This window comes from Xanthomonas cassavae CFBP 4642, assembly GCF_000454545.1.
GTDB lineage: Bacteria > Pseudomonadota > Gammaproteobacteria > Xanthomonadales > Xanthomonadaceae > Xanthomonas > Xanthomonas cassavae.
Map to the genome: position 1 here is coordinate 5,087,895 of NZ_CM002139.1, position 19,146 is coordinate 5,107,040.

At 66.0% G+C, this 19,146-nt stretch carries 12 protein-coding genes and 2 pseudogenes; 7 read left to right on the forward strand and 7 right to left on the reverse strand.

All coding sequences use genetic code 11. The features are described 5' to 3' along the window. Positions 1 to 23: 23 nt before the first annotated feature. Positions 24 to 905, forward strand: a complete 882-nt coding sequence (locus tag XCSCFBP4642_RS0122730) for a TolB family protein (RefSeq protein ID WP_029221799.1) — start codon at positions 24 to 26, stop codon at positions 903 to 905. 469 nt (positions 906 to 1,374) lie between these two features. On the opposite strand, the gene XCSCFBP4642_RS0122735 is transcribed toward XCSCFBP4642_RS0122730, so the two are convergent. After that, positions 1,375 to 3,909, reverse strand: a complete 2,535-nt coding sequence (locus XCSCFBP4642_RS0122735) for a PepSY domain-containing protein (RefSeq protein WP_029221800.1) — start codon at positions 3,907 to 3,909, stop codon at positions 1,375 to 1,377. A 198-nt stretch (positions 3,910 to 4,107) separates the two neighbouring features. Between XCSCFBP4642_RS0122735 and XCSCFBP4642_RS25625 the strand changes: the two are divergent. Further along, positions 4,108 to 4,861: pseudogene (locus XCSCFBP4642_RS25625) on the forward strand (DNA/RNA non-specific endonuclease). Between the two features lie 120 nt (positions 4,862 to 4,981). Here the strand turns inward: XCSCFBP4642_RS25625 and XCSCFBP4642_RS30290 are convergent. The 3 genes and pseudogenes from XCSCFBP4642_RS30290 to XCSCFBP4642_RS0122755 form a co-directional block, all read right to left on the reverse strand. Continuing rightward, a pseudogene (locus tag XCSCFBP4642_RS30290) lies at positions 4,982 to 5,237 on the reverse strand (LysR family transcriptional regulator); the annotation flags it as partial. A 36-nt stretch (positions 5,238 to 5,273) separates the two neighbouring features. Continuing rightward, complete coding sequence (hemB, locus tag XCSCFBP4642_RS0122750) at positions 5,274 to 6,266, reverse strand: porphobilinogen synthase (RefSeq protein WP_029221801.1); 993 nt, start codon at positions 6,264 to 6,266, stop codon at positions 5,274 to 5,276. A gap of 323 nt (positions 6,267 to 6,589) precedes the next feature. After that, complete coding sequence (locus XCSCFBP4642_RS0122755) at positions 6,590 to 6,832, reverse strand: hypothetical protein (RefSeq protein ID WP_029221802.1); 243 nt, start codon at positions 6,830 to 6,832, stop codon at positions 6,590 to 6,592. 471 nt (positions 6,833 to 7,303) lie between these two features. Between XCSCFBP4642_RS0122755 and XCSCFBP4642_RS0122765 the strand changes: the two genes are divergently transcribed. Both XCSCFBP4642_RS0122765 and XCSCFBP4642_RS27895 read left to right on the forward strand, forming a co-directional pair. After that, the gene (locus tag XCSCFBP4642_RS0122765) at positions 7,304 to 7,777 is read left to right on the forward strand and encodes a hypothetical protein (protein WP_029221804.1); all 474 of its coding nucleotides are present in this window, start codon (positions 7,304 to 7,306) and stop codon (positions 7,775 to 7,777) included. Positions 7,778 to 8,010: 233 nt separating this feature from the next. After that, complete coding sequence (locus XCSCFBP4642_RS27895) at positions 8,011 to 8,364, forward strand: hypothetical protein (RefSeq protein ID WP_084624644.1); 354 nt, start codon at positions 8,011 to 8,013, stop codon at positions 8,362 to 8,364. Positions 8,365 to 8,449: 85 nt separating this feature from the next. Here XCSCFBP4642_RS27895 and XCSCFBP4642_RS0122770 read toward each other — a convergent pair whose 3' ends face one another. Both XCSCFBP4642_RS0122770 and XCSCFBP4642_RS0122780 read right to left on the reverse strand, forming a co-directional pair. Continuing rightward, entirely contained in the window at positions 8,450 to 10,240 is a 1,791-nt protein-coding gene (locus XCSCFBP4642_RS0122770; protein WP_029221805.1) for a DUF885 domain-containing protein, read from the reverse strand. Between the two features lie 335 nt (positions 10,241 to 10,575). Continuing rightward, positions 10,576 to 12,804 (reverse strand): S9 family peptidase, encoded by a 2,229-nt coding sequence (locus XCSCFBP4642_RS0122780; protein ID WP_029221806.1) that lies wholly within the window; start codon positions 12,802 to 12,804, stop codon positions 10,576 to 10,578. Positions 12,805 to 13,266: 462 nt separating this feature from the next. On the opposite strand from XCSCFBP4642_RS0122780, the gene XCSCFBP4642_RS25630 reads away from it, so the two are divergent. Together XCSCFBP4642_RS25630 and XCSCFBP4642_RS0122790 are read left to right on the forward strand one after the other, a co-directional pair. Further along, complete coding sequence (locus XCSCFBP4642_RS25630; RefSeq protein WP_029221807.1) at positions 13,267 to 13,599, forward strand: helix-turn-helix transcriptional regulator; 333 nt, start codon at positions 13,267 to 13,269, stop codon at positions 13,597 to 13,599. A gap of 198 nt (positions 13,600 to 13,797) precedes the next feature. Beyond that, complete coding sequence (locus XCSCFBP4642_RS0122790) at positions 13,798 to 14,868, forward strand: type II toxin-antitoxin system HipA family toxin (protein ID WP_235048245.1); 1,071 nt, start codon at positions 13,798 to 13,800, stop codon at positions 14,866 to 14,868. Between the two features lie 142 nt (positions 14,869 to 15,010). On the opposite strand, the gene XCSCFBP4642_RS0122795 is transcribed toward XCSCFBP4642_RS0122790, so the two are convergent. Next, complete coding sequence (locus XCSCFBP4642_RS0122795; RefSeq protein WP_029221809.1) at positions 15,011 to 15,700, reverse strand: glutathione binding-like protein; 690 nt, start codon at positions 15,698 to 15,700, stop codon at positions 15,011 to 15,013. A 430-nt stretch (positions 15,701 to 16,130) separates the two neighbouring features. On the opposite strand from XCSCFBP4642_RS0122795, the gene XCSCFBP4642_RS0122800 reads away from it, so the two are divergent. Further along, a complete protein-coding gene (locus tag XCSCFBP4642_RS0122800) occupies positions 16,131 to 19,145 on the forward strand; it encodes a TonB-dependent receptor (RefSeq protein ID WP_029221810.1) in 3,015 nt (1,004 codons plus the stop codon). The last annotated feature ends 1 nt before the right edge of the window (position 19,146 follow it).

Consider the following 19,146-nt stretch of genomic DNA (forward strand, 5'->3'; position numbering starts at 1 on the left):
GCAAGATGAGACAGGAACACCGCATGCAAGTTCGATGGACGCTGCCCGCGCTGGCGGCGAGTTTACTCTTCGCGCCGTCTGCGTCGGGACTGGCCGAATTCGGCATCGAAGGCATGGGCGTGGTCTCCTCGCCGGCCAACGAGGCGCGCGCCACGCTCAGCCCGGACGGGCAACGCATCGTCTGGGCCAGCGACCGCCCCGGTGGAGCCGGCGGATGGGACCTGTGGCAGGCGCAACTGCGTGGCGGGCGCTGGCAGGACCCGCAGCCGCTCGCGATCAACACCGCCCAGGACGAGAGCACGGCGGTGTTCAGTGCCGATGGACGCTGGCTGCTGTTCGCCTCGTCGCGGCCTGGCGGAGCCGGCGGCAGCGACCTGTACCGCGTGCCGGTGGATGCACAGGGCCGCCTCGGTGCGGTGCAGTCGCTGGGCGCGGCGATCAACAGCGCCGGCAACGAGCGCGCACCGACGCTGTCGCTGGACGGTACGCGCCTGTTGTTCGCCAGCGATGGGCATGGCGGCGCCGGCGGCATGGACCTGTTCGTGGCGCGCTGGGACGGGCAGGCCTTCACCGCCCCCACGCCCTTGGGCGACATCAACACCGTTGCCGACGAATCCGATGCGGCCTGGCTTGCCGATGGCCGTGGCCTGGTGTGGGCGCGCGGCGCGCCCGGTGGCCCCAGCCAGCTGCTGCTGGCGGCCTGCAAGGGCGGCCACTACGGCGCGGGCCAGCCGCTGCCGCTGTCGTTCAACGGGCCACAGGAACGTACCTTCGGTGCGGTGGTGGATGCGGCCAAGCCGGGCGAGCTGCTGGTGACCGGCAGTGCGCGTGCACCGCGTGCCGGGCAACTGGACATCTACAGGATGAAGGCACCGACGGTGGATGGAGAGGCCGGCTGCCGCTGAGCGCGCGGCCACCGGTCGGCACCCGCACGGCGCACCAGTTGCCACACGGCCGGAGCCTGGGCGGCGCAGGCCAGGCGACACGTAGCCTCACCGCGCAACCCATTGGCGCCACCGGCAGGCATCACCGCGCGCAACGGCGACATGGCGCAACGCGACCGTGGTCGGCAGGCAAGCCGGTGGTGGCATTGCGCCCGCCAACGACCGAGCGGCCGTTGGTGAATCCCCTGCGCGCGAAGATGCACTGCGCCGGGCGCCAGCTCCGTGACGCCGGCCTGCCTGGTGCGACGGCCGGTTCCGTGGCATACGGTCAGCACACTCACAGCCAACCTGTTTTGTACGCAGGACTGCCGCGAAACGACGCACCCTCACCGTTTCGCGCTCACATCAAGGCGCAGATCGCATTTGCTGACCCCGCACCCCTGCCCTGGAAACGCGTCGTACTGCAGCCATCAGCTGCCGTGACCTGGGATCAATAGACATCGCGGCGGTAACGACCGGCGGCGGTCAGCGATTCCACCCGCGCCTGGCCCAGAACGTCGCGCAGCGTGGCGTCCACCGCACCCGCCATGCTGTCCAGGCTGCCGCACACGTACAGCACCGCACCGCGATCGATCCAGTGGCGCAATGCGTCGCCGGCCTCGTGCAGACGATGCTGTACATAGCGCTTGTGCGCCTGGTCGCGCGAGAACACCTGGTCCAGCTGTTGCAGGTGGCCGCAGGCCTGCCAGGCCTGCAGCTCGTCGGCAAACAGCCGGTCGTGGGCGGCCTGGCGTTCGCCGAACAGCAGCCAGTGCCCGTGCACGCCGGCCAGTTCGGCCTCGCGCAACAAGGCGCGCAGGCCCGCAATGCCGGTTCCGTTGCCGATCAACACCATCGGGGCGGCCTCCACCCGATGGAAGCCGGGATTGGTGCGTAGCCGCGCATGCACCGGCGCACCGATCGGTGCGTGATGGATCAGCCAGCCCGAGCCCAGCCCCGGGCGGCCATCGGCGCCAGTGGTCAGCCGCACCACCGCCGTCGCCAGGCCATCGGCCGGCACGCTGGCCAGCGAATAGTCGCGGGTGGGCAACCAGTCGCAGCCATCCAGCCAGGCCTGCGGGTCCGGGCGTGGCGTCGGGCCGTTGGCCGGCGCTTCGGGCAACACGCGCTCGGCGGCGGCGCGATGCAACGGCAGCAGCTGCGCCTCCACGTGCACCGATGCCTCCGCTGGCACCCCCCATTCCGCCAGGCAGGCACGCACCTGCGCGTCGGCATGCGCGGGCTGCACTTCCAGGATGTCGCCGGCCTGCCACTGCGCATCGGCCGGCGGCTGCAGGTCGATGCGCCAGATCGGCGCGCCGGCGCTGCCCGGATTCAGATGCGTGCGCGACGCCAGTACCCAGGGCGTCCGTCGCGGCCGCGCCAGCGCTACCGCAGTCAGCGGCGTACCGGCGATCTGCTCCAGCTGCGCATGCCATTGCGCCAGCGCCTGCGGATCGGCGTTGTCCATTTCCACCGCCGGGAACAGCGCGCGCGCGCCCTGCGCCTGCACCCACTGTTCGACCCGCCGCGAAAACCCGCAGAACTGCGCGTACTGGCGGTCGCCCAGCGCCAGCACCGCATAGGCCAGCTGCGGCAATGCAATGCGCTGGCGCAGCAACTCGCGTTCGACGCCACGCGCCGCATCCGGCGGCTCGCCGTCACCGAAGGTGCTGATCACGAACAATGCATGCCGGGTGGCTTGCAGTTGCTGCGCATCCACCTGACCGAGCGGGTGCACCTGCACCGGCAGGCCGGCCGCCTGCAGATGTCCGGCCGCCTGCCAGGCCAGCCGTTCGGAAAAACCGCTCTGGCTGGCGAAGGCGATCAACCACGGCTCGGCCTGCGAGGCCGGCGGCGCGCTTTGCAGCACCACACGCGCCGTACGCGCCGCACGCTTCTTGCGCCGCCGATCCAGATACAGCATCCAGCCGCTGACGAAGAACACCGACATGCCCAGGCTGGCCAGCATCACCACGATGCGCCCCGGCAGGCCGAAGAAACTGCCGGTGTGCAACGGAAACATGCTGGCCATCCACTGCTGCCCGCGCGCCAGTTGCGCGTAGTCACGGCGCGTCAGCAAGGCGCCGCTGGCGGGATCGATTTCCAGCGTGTCGAAGGCACGGTCGTGATCGGGATCCTCAGGCAGGAACCGCGCGATCAACGGTTGCCCTGCGCGCGCGGGAATGCGCACATCCAATGCCGCGTGGCGGGTGACGGGAATGCTGCCGAGGGTGCGCTGCACCCGCGCGAAATCCACCGTGGCCTTGGCGTGCGAGCGCTGCTCGGCGTGCGGCGCCGGTTCGGCGCCCAGCAACGCCGCCATGCCATCGCGGTACCAGGGATAGGACCAGGTCAGCCCGGTCAGGGCCACCAGCAGATAGACCAGCAGGCACCAGGTGCCGAACACCGCGTGCAGGCTCCACAGAAAGCTGCGCCCCTGCCGCCGCCATTCCACCGCCAGCCAGGTGCGCGGGCTCCACCAGCGCCGTGGCCAACGCAGGTACAAGCCCGAGGCACAAAAGAACAGCAGGATCAGCGTGCAGGCACCGGTGACCGCCTGGCCACGCTTGCCGGCAGTGAGATGCCGGTGCAGGTCTTCGATGAAGGCGAATGCGTCACTGAGCCGTGGCGCCGCCACGCGCTGCCCGGTGTAGGGGTCGAAGTACACCCGTGCGCTGCCCTTGGCGGCCAGGCGCGCGTTGGACGGCCGCATACCGGTGGGGTCGATCAGCATGCGCGTAACCGCCGGCCCCGTGCCGGGAGCCTGCCGGGCCAGGTCGAGCCGCTGCAGCAGCACGTCCATTGGCAATGCCTGTTCGCCGGCCGCATGCCGCTGTGCCAGCTGCGCGATGGCCGGGTTGACCAACCGGACGACCTCGTCCTCGAACGACATCAACGCGCCGGTCGCTCCCATCACCGACAGCACCAGGCCGGCAGTGATGCCAAGCAGCCAATGCAGTTGAAACAACAGCGTTTTGATCAAGACGGGAAGACTGAATGACGTGACGGCATTGTAGATGAGAATGCGTCTCATGCGGTGCAGCGCGCCAGACAGCGCGCTCGCCCATTGCTGCAGGCACATCGCCAGCGGTCACCTGATGCAAATCCCGCGGTCATCTCATCGCATGGACACGCTGCCTTGCCACCTTCTTCGCTCCTGCATTGGCAAGCGAGTTGTCCGATGTCTTTCTCAGCGCATGGCTGCCTGATCCTGGCAGCGTTGTTCAGCACCTCTGCGGCGCTGGCCGCTACCCGCTGTCCTTCGCTGTACGCCAATGGCACGCCGCCGGGCGTGCACGGCGCCACCACGCGCACCACCGAGGTCTGCCACACCGAATACGCGTCGCTGGCCTCGGGCGCGACCAAGGACCCGGTGTATTCGGCCGAGCATCCGACCGACCAGCAGGTGGCCGGCGCCGACGCGATCGACCGGGGCAGCTCCTTCCATGAAGAAAACCGGCCTTCCGGCAGCGGATCGTTTCAGGAGCAGCGATTACACCAATACCGGCTTCGATCGCGGGCATATGCCCCCGGCTGGCGATGCAACGACCGAAAGCTCGGAAGAGGAACCCTTTTCCATGGCCAACGTCGTGCCGCAGGACCACATGCTCAACACCGGCGAATGGGCGCATATCGAAGCGCAGGTGCGCCAGCTGGCCAAGCAGCAAGGCGAGCTGTACGTGGTGACCGGCCCGGCCTTCGACAGCGGCACCGCACAGACCATCGGCACCGACCAGGTCGCCGTTCCGGCCTATGCGTGGAAGGCGATCCACGAACCGGGCGTGGGTGCCGGCGCCTATCTGTGTGCCAACGACAGCAGCATCAACTGCGACGTGGTGTCCATCGACGATTTGATCGTGATGACCAACGTGGACCCGTTCCCGTCGATCAGCGCAGCCATGAAGTCGCAGGCGGTTGCGTTGGTGTTGCCGTAACGTCCACGCTGGCGCGCAGCAGGCCGCTGCACGCTCAGCAACCTGGTGGACGTGGCACGCAGACGGCAATCGGCAATCGCAGCGGCGGTGCGCATGCCCGGCGCACGCGCACTGCCGCTGTCAGGTGTCGCCGATGCCAGCGTCTGGCGCGGCGCAGTGCGTGGGCAATCCTTCTGCCAGGGCCGCGAACACTGCACTGCAGGCGGCACTGGCGCGCAGGTCCTGATGCATCGTGACCCAGACGTCCGGGGCAAACCTGCCGTGGCAACACCGGCCGCAGGCGCGGCATCCGTTGCGCGAGCGCGGCCTGGCAGAAGCCGATGGCGCATCCGGCACCGATCAGCGCCAGCGGTGCCAGATCGCTGTCGGCACCCAGCGGCGCCTGCGGCGAGGTGGCCGCGGGCCTTCGCGCTCAGCGCGTTTCGCGCAACCAGCGCGCCACTTGCGGCGCGAAATAGGTCAGCACGCCATCGGCACCGGCGCGCTTGAAGGCCATCAGTGCCTCGAGCACGCACTTGCGCTCATCCAGCCACCCATTGGCTGCGGCCGCCTTGAGCATCGCGTACTCGCCGCTGACCTGATACGCAAAGGTTGGCACGCGGAAGTCTTCCTTCACCCGCCGCACCACATCCAGGTAGGGCATGCCCGGCTTGACCATCACCATGTCCGCGCCTTCTTCCAGATCCAGTGCGATCTCGCGCAAGGCTTCATCGCCATTGGCTGGATCCATCTGATAGGTGGTCTTGTCGGCCTTGCCCAGATTGCCGGCGCTGCCCACTGCGTCGCGGAACGGGCCGTAGAACGCCGAAGCGTACTTGGCCGAATACGCCATGATGCGCACGTTGAGATGGTCGTCGGCATCCAGCGCGTGACGGATCGCGCCGATACGGCCGTCCATCATGTCCGAGGGCGAAATGATGTCCACGCCGGCCTGCGCATGCGACAACGATTGCTTCACCAGCGCCTCGACGGTGATCTCGTTGAGCACGTAGCCCTTTTCGTCGATCAACCCGTCCTGGCCGTGCGTGGTGTACGGGTCCAGCGCCACGTCGGTCATGACGCCCAGCTCCGGGAAGCGTGATTTGAGCGCGCGCACCGCGCGTTGCGCCAGACCGTCCGGATTCCAGGCTTCGGCGGCGTCCAGACTCTTGCCGGCCGGATCGATGACCGGGAACAGATCGATCACAGGGATGCCCAGCTCCAACGCGCTTTCCGCCTCGCGCAGCAGCTCGTCCAGCGACAGGCGCTCCACGCCCGGCATCGAGGCGATCGGCACGCGGCCGGGCAGCTCGTGCACGAACACCGGCCAGATCAGGTCGTCGGTGGTCAACGTGTTTTCGCGCATCAACCGACGCGAAAATGCGTCGTGGCGCATGCGGCGGGGGCGATAGTGCGGATGGGCCATGACAAGGCTCCTTTAGACAGCGCATCAGTTTACGCCCGCCATCCCATGCGGAACGCGCTGCGACGCAATGTCGCAGCGCTGCAACGGCAGCGCGCAATTGGGTCGGCAGGCCGCGCGCCTCGCCTGCGACAGCGTCGGCCCGAGGTCGATGATCGAAGGTCGTGGGATTTCAGGTGGGTCGGCAAGGAGCGACGCTGGTGCAGATGCGGGAGCGGTCCGGCACGACCTTAGGTGCCTGCTGCCGCCCGCATGCACGCCCTCGAGGTGCGCTGCAGATGAACACAGCCCCGAGGATCGACCCGGACCTGCGCAGGATGCGCCCCTCAGATCACCCCGCCACCCAGACTCAGCCGGATCACCCCGACCACGATCACCAGGCCGTTGAGCAGCAATCCGGTCTTGGCCCGGCCGCGATTACCGGCCGAGGTCAACAGCAGCGCGATCGCGGCAATCACCGCACCGACGGCCGCAAACGGAATCAGGAACCAGTTGCCCCACCCCAGCAACGGGATGAAGGCCAGCACCATCCACAGCAATGCCACGATACCCCAGAGCAGGCTGATCAATCCCACATGCCACCTCGTCGTTCAAAGAAGGGTTGAGCTTAGCCCTGTCCCCGGCAAGACGCCGTGGGCGGGTGGTCACCGTGACCAATGGCGGCTTGGCGACCCACCTGTGCGCGACCGTGTGCGTCACGTGCCGGGCTGGCGCCACCTTGGCGGCTGGCCGCATTCCTGCCGCCGCACGGTACGCGCTGGGCTTCAGCTGTATTTGCGCGGCAGCGCCGCCAGCCCGGCGATGCCTGCACCATGGCGCCGATCGCCCAGCCCAAACGACGCATCGCAGGTGGGCGACTGCGTGGCCGCCCAGCCCTGCCACGCCGCCGGACCCCATGCGCGGCCGCAGCGCCACTGCGCGCCATCATGTCCCGGACGCTCACCCCCAAACCACATGCCACGCTCTAGGGTGCCGCAAAGTCCGGTGCGATTCAGTCCAGGCGCCGGATCATCGCCATCACGACCTACGGGGGGCCAGATATGAAACTGCAGTCGCCGTTCCGGCACGCTGCGCTCGCAGCGGTGGCCGCCACCGTGCTGGCCGGGTGTGCCAGCAGCTCCAAGGTGATGCTGGGCCAGGCCCGCGCACCAATCGATCCGGCCCAGGTGCAGGTGTATTCGCACGCGCCGGTCGGCTCGGTGGAGATCGCCCAGCTCGAATCCACCAGCGCCGCCGGTTTCGGCACCCAGGGCCAGACCGACGCCGCCGTGCAACGGCTCAAGCGCGAAGCGGCCAAGCTGGGCGCCAATGGCGTGGTGATCGTCGGCGTCGGCTCGGAGCGCTCCGGCGGCGGGCTGTCGGTGGGTGGTGGCAGCTACGGCGGCCGCGTCGGCGGCGGCCTGGGCATCGGCATCCCGACCACGCAAAAACGCGCGTCCGGCATGGCGATCTGGGTACCGGCGGGGGCGGAAGTTCCGCAACCCACACGACCATCATCGCCGCAAGTCCGCTGATCCCGCCTGCAGGGAGTAGTGATATTCGGCTGCCATGTCATGGTTACCTAGGGCGGCAGCTATGGCATAGCAGATGCCATGTGATGCCCCTTTTGGTAAGACGTCGTCAGATAGTATCCTCCGCCTATTGCTGACTGCCGGCCTTGCTCAGGCCTCCGCTCAAGCGTGCAGATCCATGATGACTAGGACACAACCGGGCACACGGTGTTACTTCACTGACAGAGGGAATCGTTATGAAACGCTGGATATGGATATTGGTTGGCGCTATTGGTTTGCAAAACATCGCTTCAGCCTCGACGCCGCACCAGACCCTGGTTTGTCGTATGGACGATCCTTTTTTATTCTGCACGAAGGGGTGCGACACCCCCGATTACAATTGGAAGCCAGTAGACCCGATTTCTGGCACGTGGGTGGCAGTTGCTCCGTATTGCCCAGGCCCGACACCGGTCTCAACGAACTACTGCGAAGGCTGGACAATGAAGGCAATCGCCGCGCTTAACCAATACACGAGCATCTGTCCGGGGGCATTGAAGCAAGGGCAGTGGAAAGGAACAAAACAACCTGAAATGGTGCCATTCAAGCACTGAGCCAGCCGCGTATGCCACACCTGTTTCTGCACGTGTGGCTCACCCTGGTTTTGGGTCGTGTCACTCTAGCGCCTGATCATCACTTTCAATTCCTGCGCTGCTGCGTCGGGATGAACTGCGTCTCCACCGCCTTGGCCAATTGATCTGGCGGCAGCAGGCCCTGGTCGAGCAGGAAGTTGTTGAAGGCCAGGCGATCGAACTTTTTGCCGAGCGCCAGTTCGGTGCGCATGCGCAGTTCCAGGATGCGGGTATAGCCGTAGAAGTAGCTGCCGGCCTGGCCGGGCGCGCGGACGGTGTAGCGATCCAGTTCCTGGCGGGTCATCGCCGGCGAGAGGCCGACGTCGTCTTCCAGCACCTGGCGCGCGCGTTCGCGGTCGATCAGGCCCAGGTTGAGCATCGGGTCGAGCATGGCGCGGGCGGCGCGCAGCAGGCGGAACTGCAGGGCGATCAGCTGACCGTCCAGCGGTTCGTACGGCACCATTTCCGCTTCGGCATACAGCGCCCAGCCTTCGACGTTGACCGAGTTGAAGGCGAACATGCTGCGCGCCAGCGACACGCCGCGTTCGACCATGGCGGTGAACTGCAGCTCGTGGCCGGGGCGGCCTTCGTGGGCGCTCAGCGTCCAGGCGGCCGAGCCGAAGTTGAAGTCGTCGTACTGCTCCTTCTTGGCGCCATCGGTGGTCGGGTTGCCCAGCGGCAACACGAACTGGCCCTGCTGGCCGGTATTGCCGATCAGCGGGGCCGGCAGGAAATGCGGGGCCGGCTGCGCCGCGCTTTCGGCCGCGCTGCCCAGGCGCATCTGCATCGGGCGGTTGGGCACATCGACGATGCGCTGCTGGCGGATGATCGGGTCGATCTGGTCGATCACGCCACGGTAGTGCGTCTCCAGCTGATCGTCGGCGATGGTGTCGCCCTTGAGCGCGCGGATTACCTGCACGTAATCCTCGCCTTGCACGCCCTTGGCCTTGGCCACCAGCGGGGCCAGCTGGCGCATGGCCGAGCGGGTCTCCATGAACTCCAGTTGCGCGCGCTGGATCAGCTGTTGCGGGGCGATATCGATGCCCACCTGCTTGAGTTGGTACGCGTACAGCGGTTCCGGCAGGCGGGTGTCCTTGCGCGCCTTGGGCAGCACGCTGGTGCGGGTCCAACTGGCATAGTCCTTGAGCTGGGTGGACATGGCCTTGAGCGCCTCGTCGGCGCCGGCGATCTTGTACTTGGCGAACAGCTCGCCGATGCCGGCGACGTAGGTGTCCACATTGGCCAGGGCCTGCTCCACTTCGCGCTGGGTGGGCTGCAGCAGCGCGGCGTTGCCCAGCTTTTCCTCGTAGCGCTGGCGCGCCAGCGTGGTGGTGGGCGTGCTGCCCGGCACCAGGCCGACATAACGCTTGAGGCGATCCAGCGCCTTGGCGCGGCGCTCGGGCACGGTCTGGTCGGACAGCAGGCCGTTGAGGCCACTGAAGACCGCCTCCGGAGCGTCGCTCCAGGGCAGCAGATAGCGCTCGTTGAGCTCGCTGCCTTCGATGTTCTGCTCGGCGGCGCCGATCATGATCTGCAGGTCCTGGCGCACGTTGGCATCGCGCTCGGTGGCCAGCTTGGCCTGCAACGCGGCGCGCGCCTTGCGCATGGCATCGCGATAGCGCGCGGCGTTGTTTGGCCCCAGGTCGATGACCTGGTCGTCGTAGCCGGGTACGCCGAAGAAGCTGGCGTATTCGGGCTGGAACGGCGCCTGCGCGTTCAGCAGGATCTGCGCGTAGCCGTTGCTGGTCTGCACCCAGGCCGGCGTGGCAGGTTGGGCCTGCGCGGCTTTACCGGTCTGCGCCTGCAATGGCAGCGAAGCACCGAGCGCCAGCGCAATGGCGAGAACAAGTGGTTTCATCGGGCGGATCCGCAAGTTGAGTAGCGCGACCCTACCCATCCGCAGTGGCCGCGGCAATGCGTCTTAGGTCATGGTCGGCAGGAGTGCGGCGGCGTCGGCTACCAGGTTGATTGGATCGGCGGTCTGCTGGCGAATGTCAGCATTTGCTAGCGCCATCGCCCGTGCCTGCGACCGGCGTCCACCTGGCGCCGGCTTCCCTCGCCGCGCGGCCCTTGCAGGTCCACGCTGCGACGGGCATCTGCTGCCCGACCGGCCTTGTGAATGTCGCCGATGCCAGGCATCGGCGACCGTTTACCACTGCAGTTCCGTCTCCCCGGCACCCGATTGCCGGCCGCTCAGGGCATCAGGCAGCGCTGGATGAATGCCTCCGCGGTCTTGTAGCGATGCAAGGCGGTGCTGCCGGACAAGCCGTGCTTGGCACCGGGATAGGTCATCAGCTCGAATGCGGTGCCGCGCTGCTGCAGCTCGCTCATCAGCGCGGTGGAGTTGGTGAACAGCACGTTGTCGTCGGCCATGCCGTGGATCAACAGCAACCTGGCGTGCAGGCCGTCCAGGTGGGTGGCGACACGCGCATCGCGATAACCGGCGGCATTGCCGGCCGGCAGGTCCATGTAGCGCTCGGTGTAGTGCGTGTCGTACAGGCCCCAATCGGTGACCGGTGCGCCGGCCACGCCGCAGGCATAGGCGTCGCTGTGTTTTGCCAGCAGCATCAGCGTCATGTAGCCTCCGTTGGACCAGCCCTGTACGCCGATGCGCTTGGCGTCGACCCAGGGGTGCTGCTTGAGCCAGGCCACGCCTTGCAACTGGTCGTCTACTTCCACCGTGCCCTGCTTGCCGTACAGCGCGCCACCGAAATCGCGGCCACGCCGCGGGGTGCCGCGGTTATCCAGCGAAAACACCACGTAGCCGCGCTGCGCCAGGTACTGATCGAACAAGGCATCGCCGCGACTGGGCCAGGCATCGAGTACCGTCTGCGCCGCCGGGCCGCCATACACGTAAACGATGACCGGGTAGCGCCTGGCCGGGTCGAAGTTGTCCGGCTTGATCAGACGGTACTGCAGCGGTGTCTTGCCGTCGGCCGCGCCGAGCGTACCGAATTCGATCGGGCGCTGGGCGTCGCGGTACCTGGCGTAGGGATGCTGCGGGTCGTCCAGATCGTTGTTCAATAGCGTGGCGATTTTTTCGCCATTGGCGCGAAACAGTTCGATCTGCGGCGGGGTGGTGGTATTGGACCAGGTGTCGACATACACGCTGGCATTGCTGGCGAAGCTGGCCGCATGCGTGCCGTGGATGGCAGAACGCTTTTGTATCGCACCGCCGCCCAGCGGCACGGCGTAGATGTGGGTCTGGGTCGGCGATTGCTTGCTGGCGGAAAAATACACCTGCCCAGCTTGCTCATCGACGGCGAGCAGCGCATCGACCACCCAGGGGCCGGACGTCAGCGGCGTGAGCGTGCGCCCGTCTTCCGATGCCACATACAGGTGCTCGTAGCCGCTGCGCTCAGAGTTCCAGATGAAGCGGCCGTCCTTGAGGAACCGTAGATCGTTGGTGAGCGGCACCCAGGTGGGCGAAGTTTCGGTGATGAGAGTGCGCTGTACGCCGCTGGCCAGCGTGATTTCGATCAGCTCAAGGGTTTTCTGATCGCGCGACTGGCGCTGGAACGTCAGCCGCTGCGCATCGCGCCAGTCCACCCTTGCCAGATAGATATCCGGGTTCTTGCCCAGGTCGATCCATTGCGGCGTCGCACCTGCGCGCGGGGCGATCACGCCCAGTTGCACGGCTACGTTCGGCTGGCCGGCCTGCGGATAGCGCTGCTCCACCACCTCGGTGTGGTCGGCATACACCTCCGGGCGCTTTTGCACCGGCACGCGGGATTCGTCGATGCGCGCGAAGGCGATCGCCGAATCGTCCGGCGCCCACCAGTAGCCGGTATGGCGGTCCATCTCTTCGTCGGCGACGAACTCGGCCACGCCGTTGCCGATGGTGTCGCTGCCGTCACCGGTCAGCTGCACCTGCTTGCCGCTGGCCAGGTCGATCACCCACAGGTTGCGCGCACGCACGAAGCTGACGAAACCGCCCTTGGGTGAGAGCTTGGCATCGGTGGCAAAGCCTTCGCCATGGGTAAGCTGGCGCACGGCCGCCGCACCGGTCTTGCGCAGGTCGTACAGATACAGCTCGCCGCCGAGCGGAAACAGCAGCGCGTGCGCATCCGGCGCCCATTGGTAATCGACGATGCCGGCGTAGGCGGCGATACGCTGGCGTTCGCGCCGGGCCTTTTCGACATCGCTCAAGGTCTCGGTGCCGGGCAGCACCACCTTGGAATCGACCAGCAGCCGGGTCTGGCCGCTGGCGATGTCGTATTCCCACAGGTCCAGCTGGTTGCGGTCGCTGTCCTTGCCGCGCAGGAAGCTCACGCGCGCGCCGTCCGGGGCCACCTTGGGTTTCATCAGCGTCGGGCCGGACAGCGGCAATGGGCCGGTGATGGCCTCCAGGGTGAGTTTTTCGGCGTGGGCCATGGGAACGGTGCTGAGCATGAGGGCAAGGGCGGCGAACAGGGCGCGCATCAAAGATCCTGGCGGGAGTACGCGGACAGGATGCAGGGGCGGTGTGGGTTTGAGAAGCGGTGGCCATCCCGGGAAGCAGACTGCCGGTCCCAGGCCATTGCAATCCTGCAGGACGGAGATAGCTGATGTGGCTGTGATGGCGGTAGCAGGGAACATGTCCATGAGGTGCTAGTGGTCGAAGACATACGACGCGCGAGGAATGGTCACAGATCGGCTGACGGAGTGGGACTTTGGCAGGGTCTGAGCAGCCCGAGGCAGCAATCCCGGCCAAGGCCATTCATATTTCTTAAATGATATGAATATCCATATTTCTTATAATTTATGAAATTTCCTATCCTGTCGTGTGTCGCCACTGGCCAATGAGGTGCCTGGCCCATCCCGCTTGGTGGCATGGTATGCCCACCACCTCCAACTGGCAGAAAATTTCTTAAATGATATGATTGACCGGAGTTCATATAATTTATGAAATATATGCGCCGTCTCGAGACTGTCTATACCACCCCTGCCAGCCAGCAAACCGCGCGGCACTTGGCCACATTGGTGAAGAACGCCCGGATTGCACGTGGCTGGTCCCAACTGAGTCTGGCCGAGCGCGCCCGGATTAGCCCTGCCACCATGAGCCGTATCGAGCAAGGCAACTTAGGTGCCTCGTTAGGCACTTGGCTCGCGGTATTCGAGCGGCTGGGGCTGCTAGCCAAACTCGCGCAGTTGAGTGATCCCGCTTCTGAAGCAATCCTCGATAGCACGCGCGCCAAACGACCGGTGCGTCCCGACGCACCTGACATGGACTTCTAGGACATGCCCTATGTCTTCGTGCATCTCCCTGGCGAAACGACCGCCGTCCCTGCCGGACTGGTGACGCTGTTCGAGCAGGGTATCCAACTGCAGGCCTCGCGGTTCGCCTACGGCCGGCGCTACCCGAACCGGAACGCGCCGGCAGCGATCGCTGTTGATCCAGTCTCCCTGCCATTGGCCGATGCAGCTGGCGAACAGGTGCCGGTCAACGGCCTGAGCATGTTCGGCGCCCTGCGCGATGCCACTCCCGATGACTGGGGCAGGCGTGTGATCGAGAACCGACTGGGGGTTCCCGCCAACGGGCTGCCCGAATCCCAGTACATGCTGTTGGCCGGCAGCAACCGGGTCGGCGCGCTCGACGTGCGGCCCGACTTGGACAGCACGCCGGACAATGCAGGAATGCCCGCCGCGATCGACCTGCAGTACCTGGTAGCGGCCGCCGAGCGGGTGGAGGAAGGGCTACCAGTGCCGAAGGCGCTGGAGAACTATTTCGTCGGCGCCCCTTCCCTGGGTGGAGCACGACCGAAAGCCACCATTACCCATGACGGGCGTGAATGGATTGCCAAGTTCCCCTCTATGCGCGACAGATTCAACGTGCCTGGCGTGGAGCGTGCCACCTTGGAGCTGGCACGGCGGGCAGGGCTGTCCGTCCCCGAAACTGCGTTGCAGACCTTGGCCGATGGCCGGCAAGTCATGCTAATCGAGCGTTTCGACCGGATGCCTGTCGCTGGCGGAATGGGGCGCCGGCACACGGTCAGCGCCCTCACGATGCTGGGGCTCTCCGAACAGCAGTCCCCGGACGCGAGTTATGCACAGATCGTCCGCGTGATCGAAGACTGGGCGACTGATGGCCAAGTGGCCGCCCAGCGCGAGGAACTATTCGCCCGCATGGTGTTCAACATCCTGGTCACCAACGATGACGATCATCTGCGCAACCACGCCTTCGTCCACGACGATGGCGCATGGAACCTGAGCCCGCTGTACGACGTAGTGCCCAAGCCGCAGGTCGGCAGCGAGCGGACTCTGCACCTCGGAGTGGGCCCCAGGGGACGGTGGGCCACGCTGGACAACGCCCTGGCCGGCCATGGCAACTTCGGAATCAACCAGCAGCGGGCGGCCTGGTTGATCGATCGCGTTGCAGGTGCGGTGCGTGCGTGGCGCGAAGTGTTTGAGGAACTGGGCGTGTCAGAGAAGGACTGCGCGTTGGTGAAAACCGCCTTCCGGCGTGCCGCAGATGTGGGCATGCGCGAAGTGCAACGCCAGTTGTAGGCGACCGCCGGTCGCTTACCCAAGCCACACCATACCTCAGGCAAGCGGTGCAGGGCGGGCAGGCGCCGCGTCGCAATGCACATGCATGCCTCTGCCGACGCGGCGCGCCAGGGTCGCGTCGGGTCCTCGCCCGACGCGAACTTCAGCGCTTGCCGAACAGGTGCTTGCGCTCTTCGTCGCTGAGCGGCTTGCCTGCGTTGGGGTTAACCTGCTCTTTGAGCGCGTACGCGCGTTGGGTGGCCGGGCGGGCGGCGATGGCGGCGTGCCAGCGGTGCAGATTGGGAAATGCCGCAAAGTCGGGCTTGAGGTCGCCATAGACTTCCAGCCAGGGGTAGCTGGCCATGTCGGCAATGCCGTAATCGTTGCCGGCCAGGAACGCATGATCGGCCAGACGCTTGTCGAGCACGCCATGCAGGCGGCGTACCTCGGCGTTGTAGCGGTCGATTGCGTAAGGAATCTTTTCGGGCGCGTAGACGTTGAAGTGGCCCATCTGGCCGGTCATCGGGCCCAGACCACCCATCTGCCAGAACAACCATTCCAGTGCGGCGATGCGGCCGCGGGCGTCGCGTGGCAGGAAGCGGCCGGTCTTCTCGGCAAGATACAGCAGGATCGCACCCGACTCGAACACGCTCTGCGGTGCGCCGCCAGCGGCCGGCGCATGGTCGACGATGGCCGGCATCTTGTTGTTGGGCGAAATCTGCAGGAACGCCGGCTCGAACTGCTCACCCTTGCCGATGTCGACCGGCTTGAGAGTGTAGTCCAGCCCGGCTTCTTCCAGGAACAAGGTGACTTTGTGGCCGTTGGGGGTGGGCCAGTAATACAGGTCGATCATGCGTGCTCCGGTACGTAAGGGGTGATGCGCGGCTGAGACAACACGGGGCCAGCAGCGTGCATCGCCACGCGTCAACGCGCTGCAAGCTGGCTTGCGGCCAAGCCAACCCTGCGCTTGGCCCTGTCGGTCGGGGCGATAGTTGTTCGGGACGAGATTCGGCAGTGGAGATTGGGGATTCGCACGCGCATGAGCGTTACCGCCGTGCCAATCCCGAATGACCACTCCCGACTCCTGCCATGCCATCGACGCCTGATGGTACGACCAAGCGATTGCCGGCGCTGCAACGATGTGTGACGCCATTGGCTCGCGGCCGATGCTGCACTGCAAATTGACTTTGTTAAGCCGGCGCTAACAAATGCGCGATTGCACCACTGACCTTTGCCTGTCCCGTTCGGGGCCGGTTTTTTCTTCGCTTGGGGATGGAATCATCGTGAGAGAGCTACGCACCCTGCCGCGCACGCGGCGCTTGACGTCTGCCCTGCTGTTTACCCTGTCGACTCCGCTGGCCGCGCAGACCGCGCCGGCGCCGCAGTCGGCCTCTACCGTCCCCGGCTCCAGCCAGGCCGACCCTGCCACCCTCGATACCGTCCAGGTCAGCGGTATCCGCGGCAGCCTCACCTCGTCGATGAACGTCAAGCGCGATGCGCAGGGCATCGTCGACGGCATCGTGGCCGAGGATATCGGCAAGTTCCCCGATACCAACCTGGCCGAATCGCTGCAGCGCATCAGCGGCGTGTCGATCGACCGCTCGCTGGGCGAAGGCTCGCGCGTCACCGTGCGCGGCGTCGGCCCGGACTTCAACCTGGTGCTGTTGAACGGCCGCCAGATGCCGGGCGCCAGCATTGAGGAATCCAACGCCTCCAACTCGCGCGCGTTCGACTTCGCCAACCTGGCGTCCGAATCGATCTCCGGCATCGAGGTGTTCAAGACCAGCCGTGCCAGCACGCCTACCGGCGGCATCGGTGCGACCATCAACATCAAGACCGCCCGGCCGCTGGACAACCCGGGCATGCATGCCAACGTGGGTCTGAAGGGCGTGCACGATGCGTCCAACGAGAACCTGCCGGGCCGCCTGCAGGGCGATTCGCTGACGCCGGAAATCTCCGGCATCTTCAGCACCACCTCGGACGATGGCCGCTTTGGCGTGTCGCTCAGCGGCAGTTACCAGGAACGCGACTTCGGCTACAGCCAGGTCGGCGTGCCCAACGGCTGGCGCTCGTTCCGTGGCGATTCCACCGCCTACGGCACCATTCCGCAGCCGGGCGCGCCGGGTTCGGAAAACATCGTCAACCGCCCTGGTCCGAACGATATCTACTCGGTGCCGCAGAACCTCAACTACCGCGTGGTCGGCGTGGAACGCCAGCGCACCAACGGCCAGCTGGTGCTGCAGTACAAGCCGCTGGATAACATCACCACCACGCTGGATTACACGTATTCGGAAAACAAGATCCAGCAGCAGCGCAACGAGATGTCGGTGTGGTTCAACTATGGCCCGTCGGCCAGCGCCTGGACCAACGGTCCGGTGGCAGGTCCCATCACCTATTCGGAAATCGTCGATCCGGCCACCAGCGATCTGGCCACCGCCGGCTCCAAGGCGGCCACGCGCAACCAGAACAAGTCGCTGGGCTTCAACGTGGATTGGGCGGTGAACGATCAGTTCAAGCTCAACTTCGACATCCACCGCTCCACCGCCGAAGCCGGCGCGGACAGCCCGTACGGGTCGAGCAACTCGCTGGGCGTGTCCGGGTTCTATCGCGGCACCTCGGTGGTGGATTTCAGCAAGGATTTCCCGGTGTTGCAGCAGCAGCTGGGCTTTGGGCTGAACGGGCTGGATCCCTCGCGTACGCTGGTCACCGGCTCGGCCTTCCGCAACAGCTACATGAAGTCGGAGATCGACCAGGCCCAGGTCAACGGCGACTTCACCTTCGAAAACTATTCGCAGTTGAAGTTCGGTATCGGCAGCACCGAGGTCAAGAACCGTTCGGCGTTCTCCAACGTGCAGCGCGACACCTGGGGCGGCAACGGCACTGCGGCCGATTATCCGGACGACCTGTGGATTCCGAGCTCGTTCGCGCAGTACTTCGATGCGATCGATGGCAGCGGCAATCCGGCGCAGTTCAACCAGTTGTTCCTGTTCGACTTCGAGCGTGCACGTCAGGCTGCCGCGCAAGCTGCCGGCGATGACGCGCTGTACCGCATCTCGCCGGTGTTCACCACCGACCGCCGCGTCACCGAAAAATCCAAGAACGCCTATCTGCAGTGGAACAACAGCTGGGACGATCTGCGCGTGCCGATCAGCCTGGCCGCGGGCGTGCGTTACGAAGAAACCAAGGTGGACGCGCAGGCGCTGGTGCCGGTGGCGGTGGGCATCGACTGGGTCGCCAACAACGAGTTGCCGATCCGCCTGGCCGACTCGGCGTTTTCCGGCGCCAGCGGCAAGTACGAATACTGGCTGCCCAGCCTGGACCTGAGCTTCAAGCTCACCGAAGACCTGGTGCTGCGCGGCAGCTACGGCGAAACCATCGGCCGTCCCGGCTGGGGCGACATCCAGGGCGGGCAGACGCTCAACCAGATCGCGCGCCTGGAAGGCGGCACCGGCCAGGAAGGCAACCCCGGTCTGAAGCCGCTGCTCTCGCACAACATCGATGTCTCGCTGGAGTGGTACTACAACGATGCCAGCTACGCCTCGGTGGGCTTCTTCCGCAAGAACATCGACAACTACATCGGCGTGACCACGCGCAACGACACCTCGCTGGGCCTGAACACCCCGATTGGCGGTGCGTACTGGAACGAAGCGCTGGCCAACGGCTGCGCCTCGGCCGACCTGACCTGCATCCGCAACTACATCTTCCGCAACCGCGGCAGCGCCCCGGGCGTGGTGCGGGGTGCGGACGATGCCAACGGCAACGCCACCGGCGTGATCAGCGGGCAACCGGGCGACCCGGTGGCCAACTTCGCCATCACCGCGCCGGCCAACCAGCGCTCGGCCTCGCTGGACGGTTGGGAATTCAATCTGCAGCACATGTTCGGCGCCAGCGGGTTCGGCGTGTCGGCCAACTACACCATGGTCGACTCCGGGCTGACCTACAACAATGCGGTGATCGGCGAGCAGTTCGCGCTGGAAGGCCTGAGCGATTCGGCCAACGTGGTCGGCTTCTACGACAAGGACAAGTGGCAGGTGCGTGCGGCCTACAACTGGCGCGACGAGTTCCTGGCTGCGCGCTTCGACGGCAGTGGCCAGCCCAACCCGGTCTATACCGAAGCCTATGGCCAGCTGGACCTGAGCATCGGCTACCAGTGGAACGAGAACCTGTCGCTGAGTCTGGAGGCGATCAACCTCACCGACGAAGTGCAGCGTCAGCACGGCCGGCACCCGAACCAGATCGTGTATGCCACCCAGACCGGCCCGCGCTACATGCTGGGCCTGCGCTACAAGTTCTGGTGAT

What these genes read in the sequence shown, in the direction of transcription:
- XCSCFBP4642_RS0122730 (WP_029221799.1), top strand. Translation starts at nt 24, where the DNA reads ATGCAAGTTCGATGGACGCTGCCCGCGCTGGCGGCGAGTTTACTCTTC.
- hemB (WP_029221801.1), bottom strand. Translation starts at nt 6,266, where the DNA reads ATGGCCCATCCGCACTATCGCCCCCGCCGCATGCGCCACGACGCATTT.
- XCSCFBP4642_RS0122765 (WP_029221804.1), top strand. Translation starts at nt 7,304, where the DNA reads ATGAAACTGCAGTCGCCGTTCCGGCACGCTGCGCTCGCAGCGGTGGCC.
- XCSCFBP4642_RS27895 (WP_084624644.1), top strand. Translation starts at nt 8,011, where the DNA reads ATGAAACGCTGGATATGGATATTGGTTGGCGCTATTGGTTTGCAAAAC.
- XCSCFBP4642_RS0122770 (WP_029221805.1), bottom strand. Translation starts at nt 10,240, where the DNA reads ATGAAACCACTTGTTCTCGCCATTGCGCTGGCGCTCGGTGCTTCGCTG.
- XCSCFBP4642_RS0122780 (WP_029221806.1), bottom strand. Translation starts at nt 12,804, where the DNA reads ATGCGCGCCCTGTTCGCCGCCCTTGCCCTCATGCTCAGCACCGTTCCC.
- XCSCFBP4642_RS25630 (WP_029221807.1), top strand. Translation starts at nt 13,267, where the DNA reads ATGAAATATATGCGCCGTCTCGAGACTGTCTATACCACCCCTGCCAGC.
- XCSCFBP4642_RS0122795 (WP_029221809.1), bottom strand. Translation starts at nt 15,700, where the DNA reads ATGATCGACCTGTATTACTGGCCCACCCCCAACGGCCACAAAGTCACC.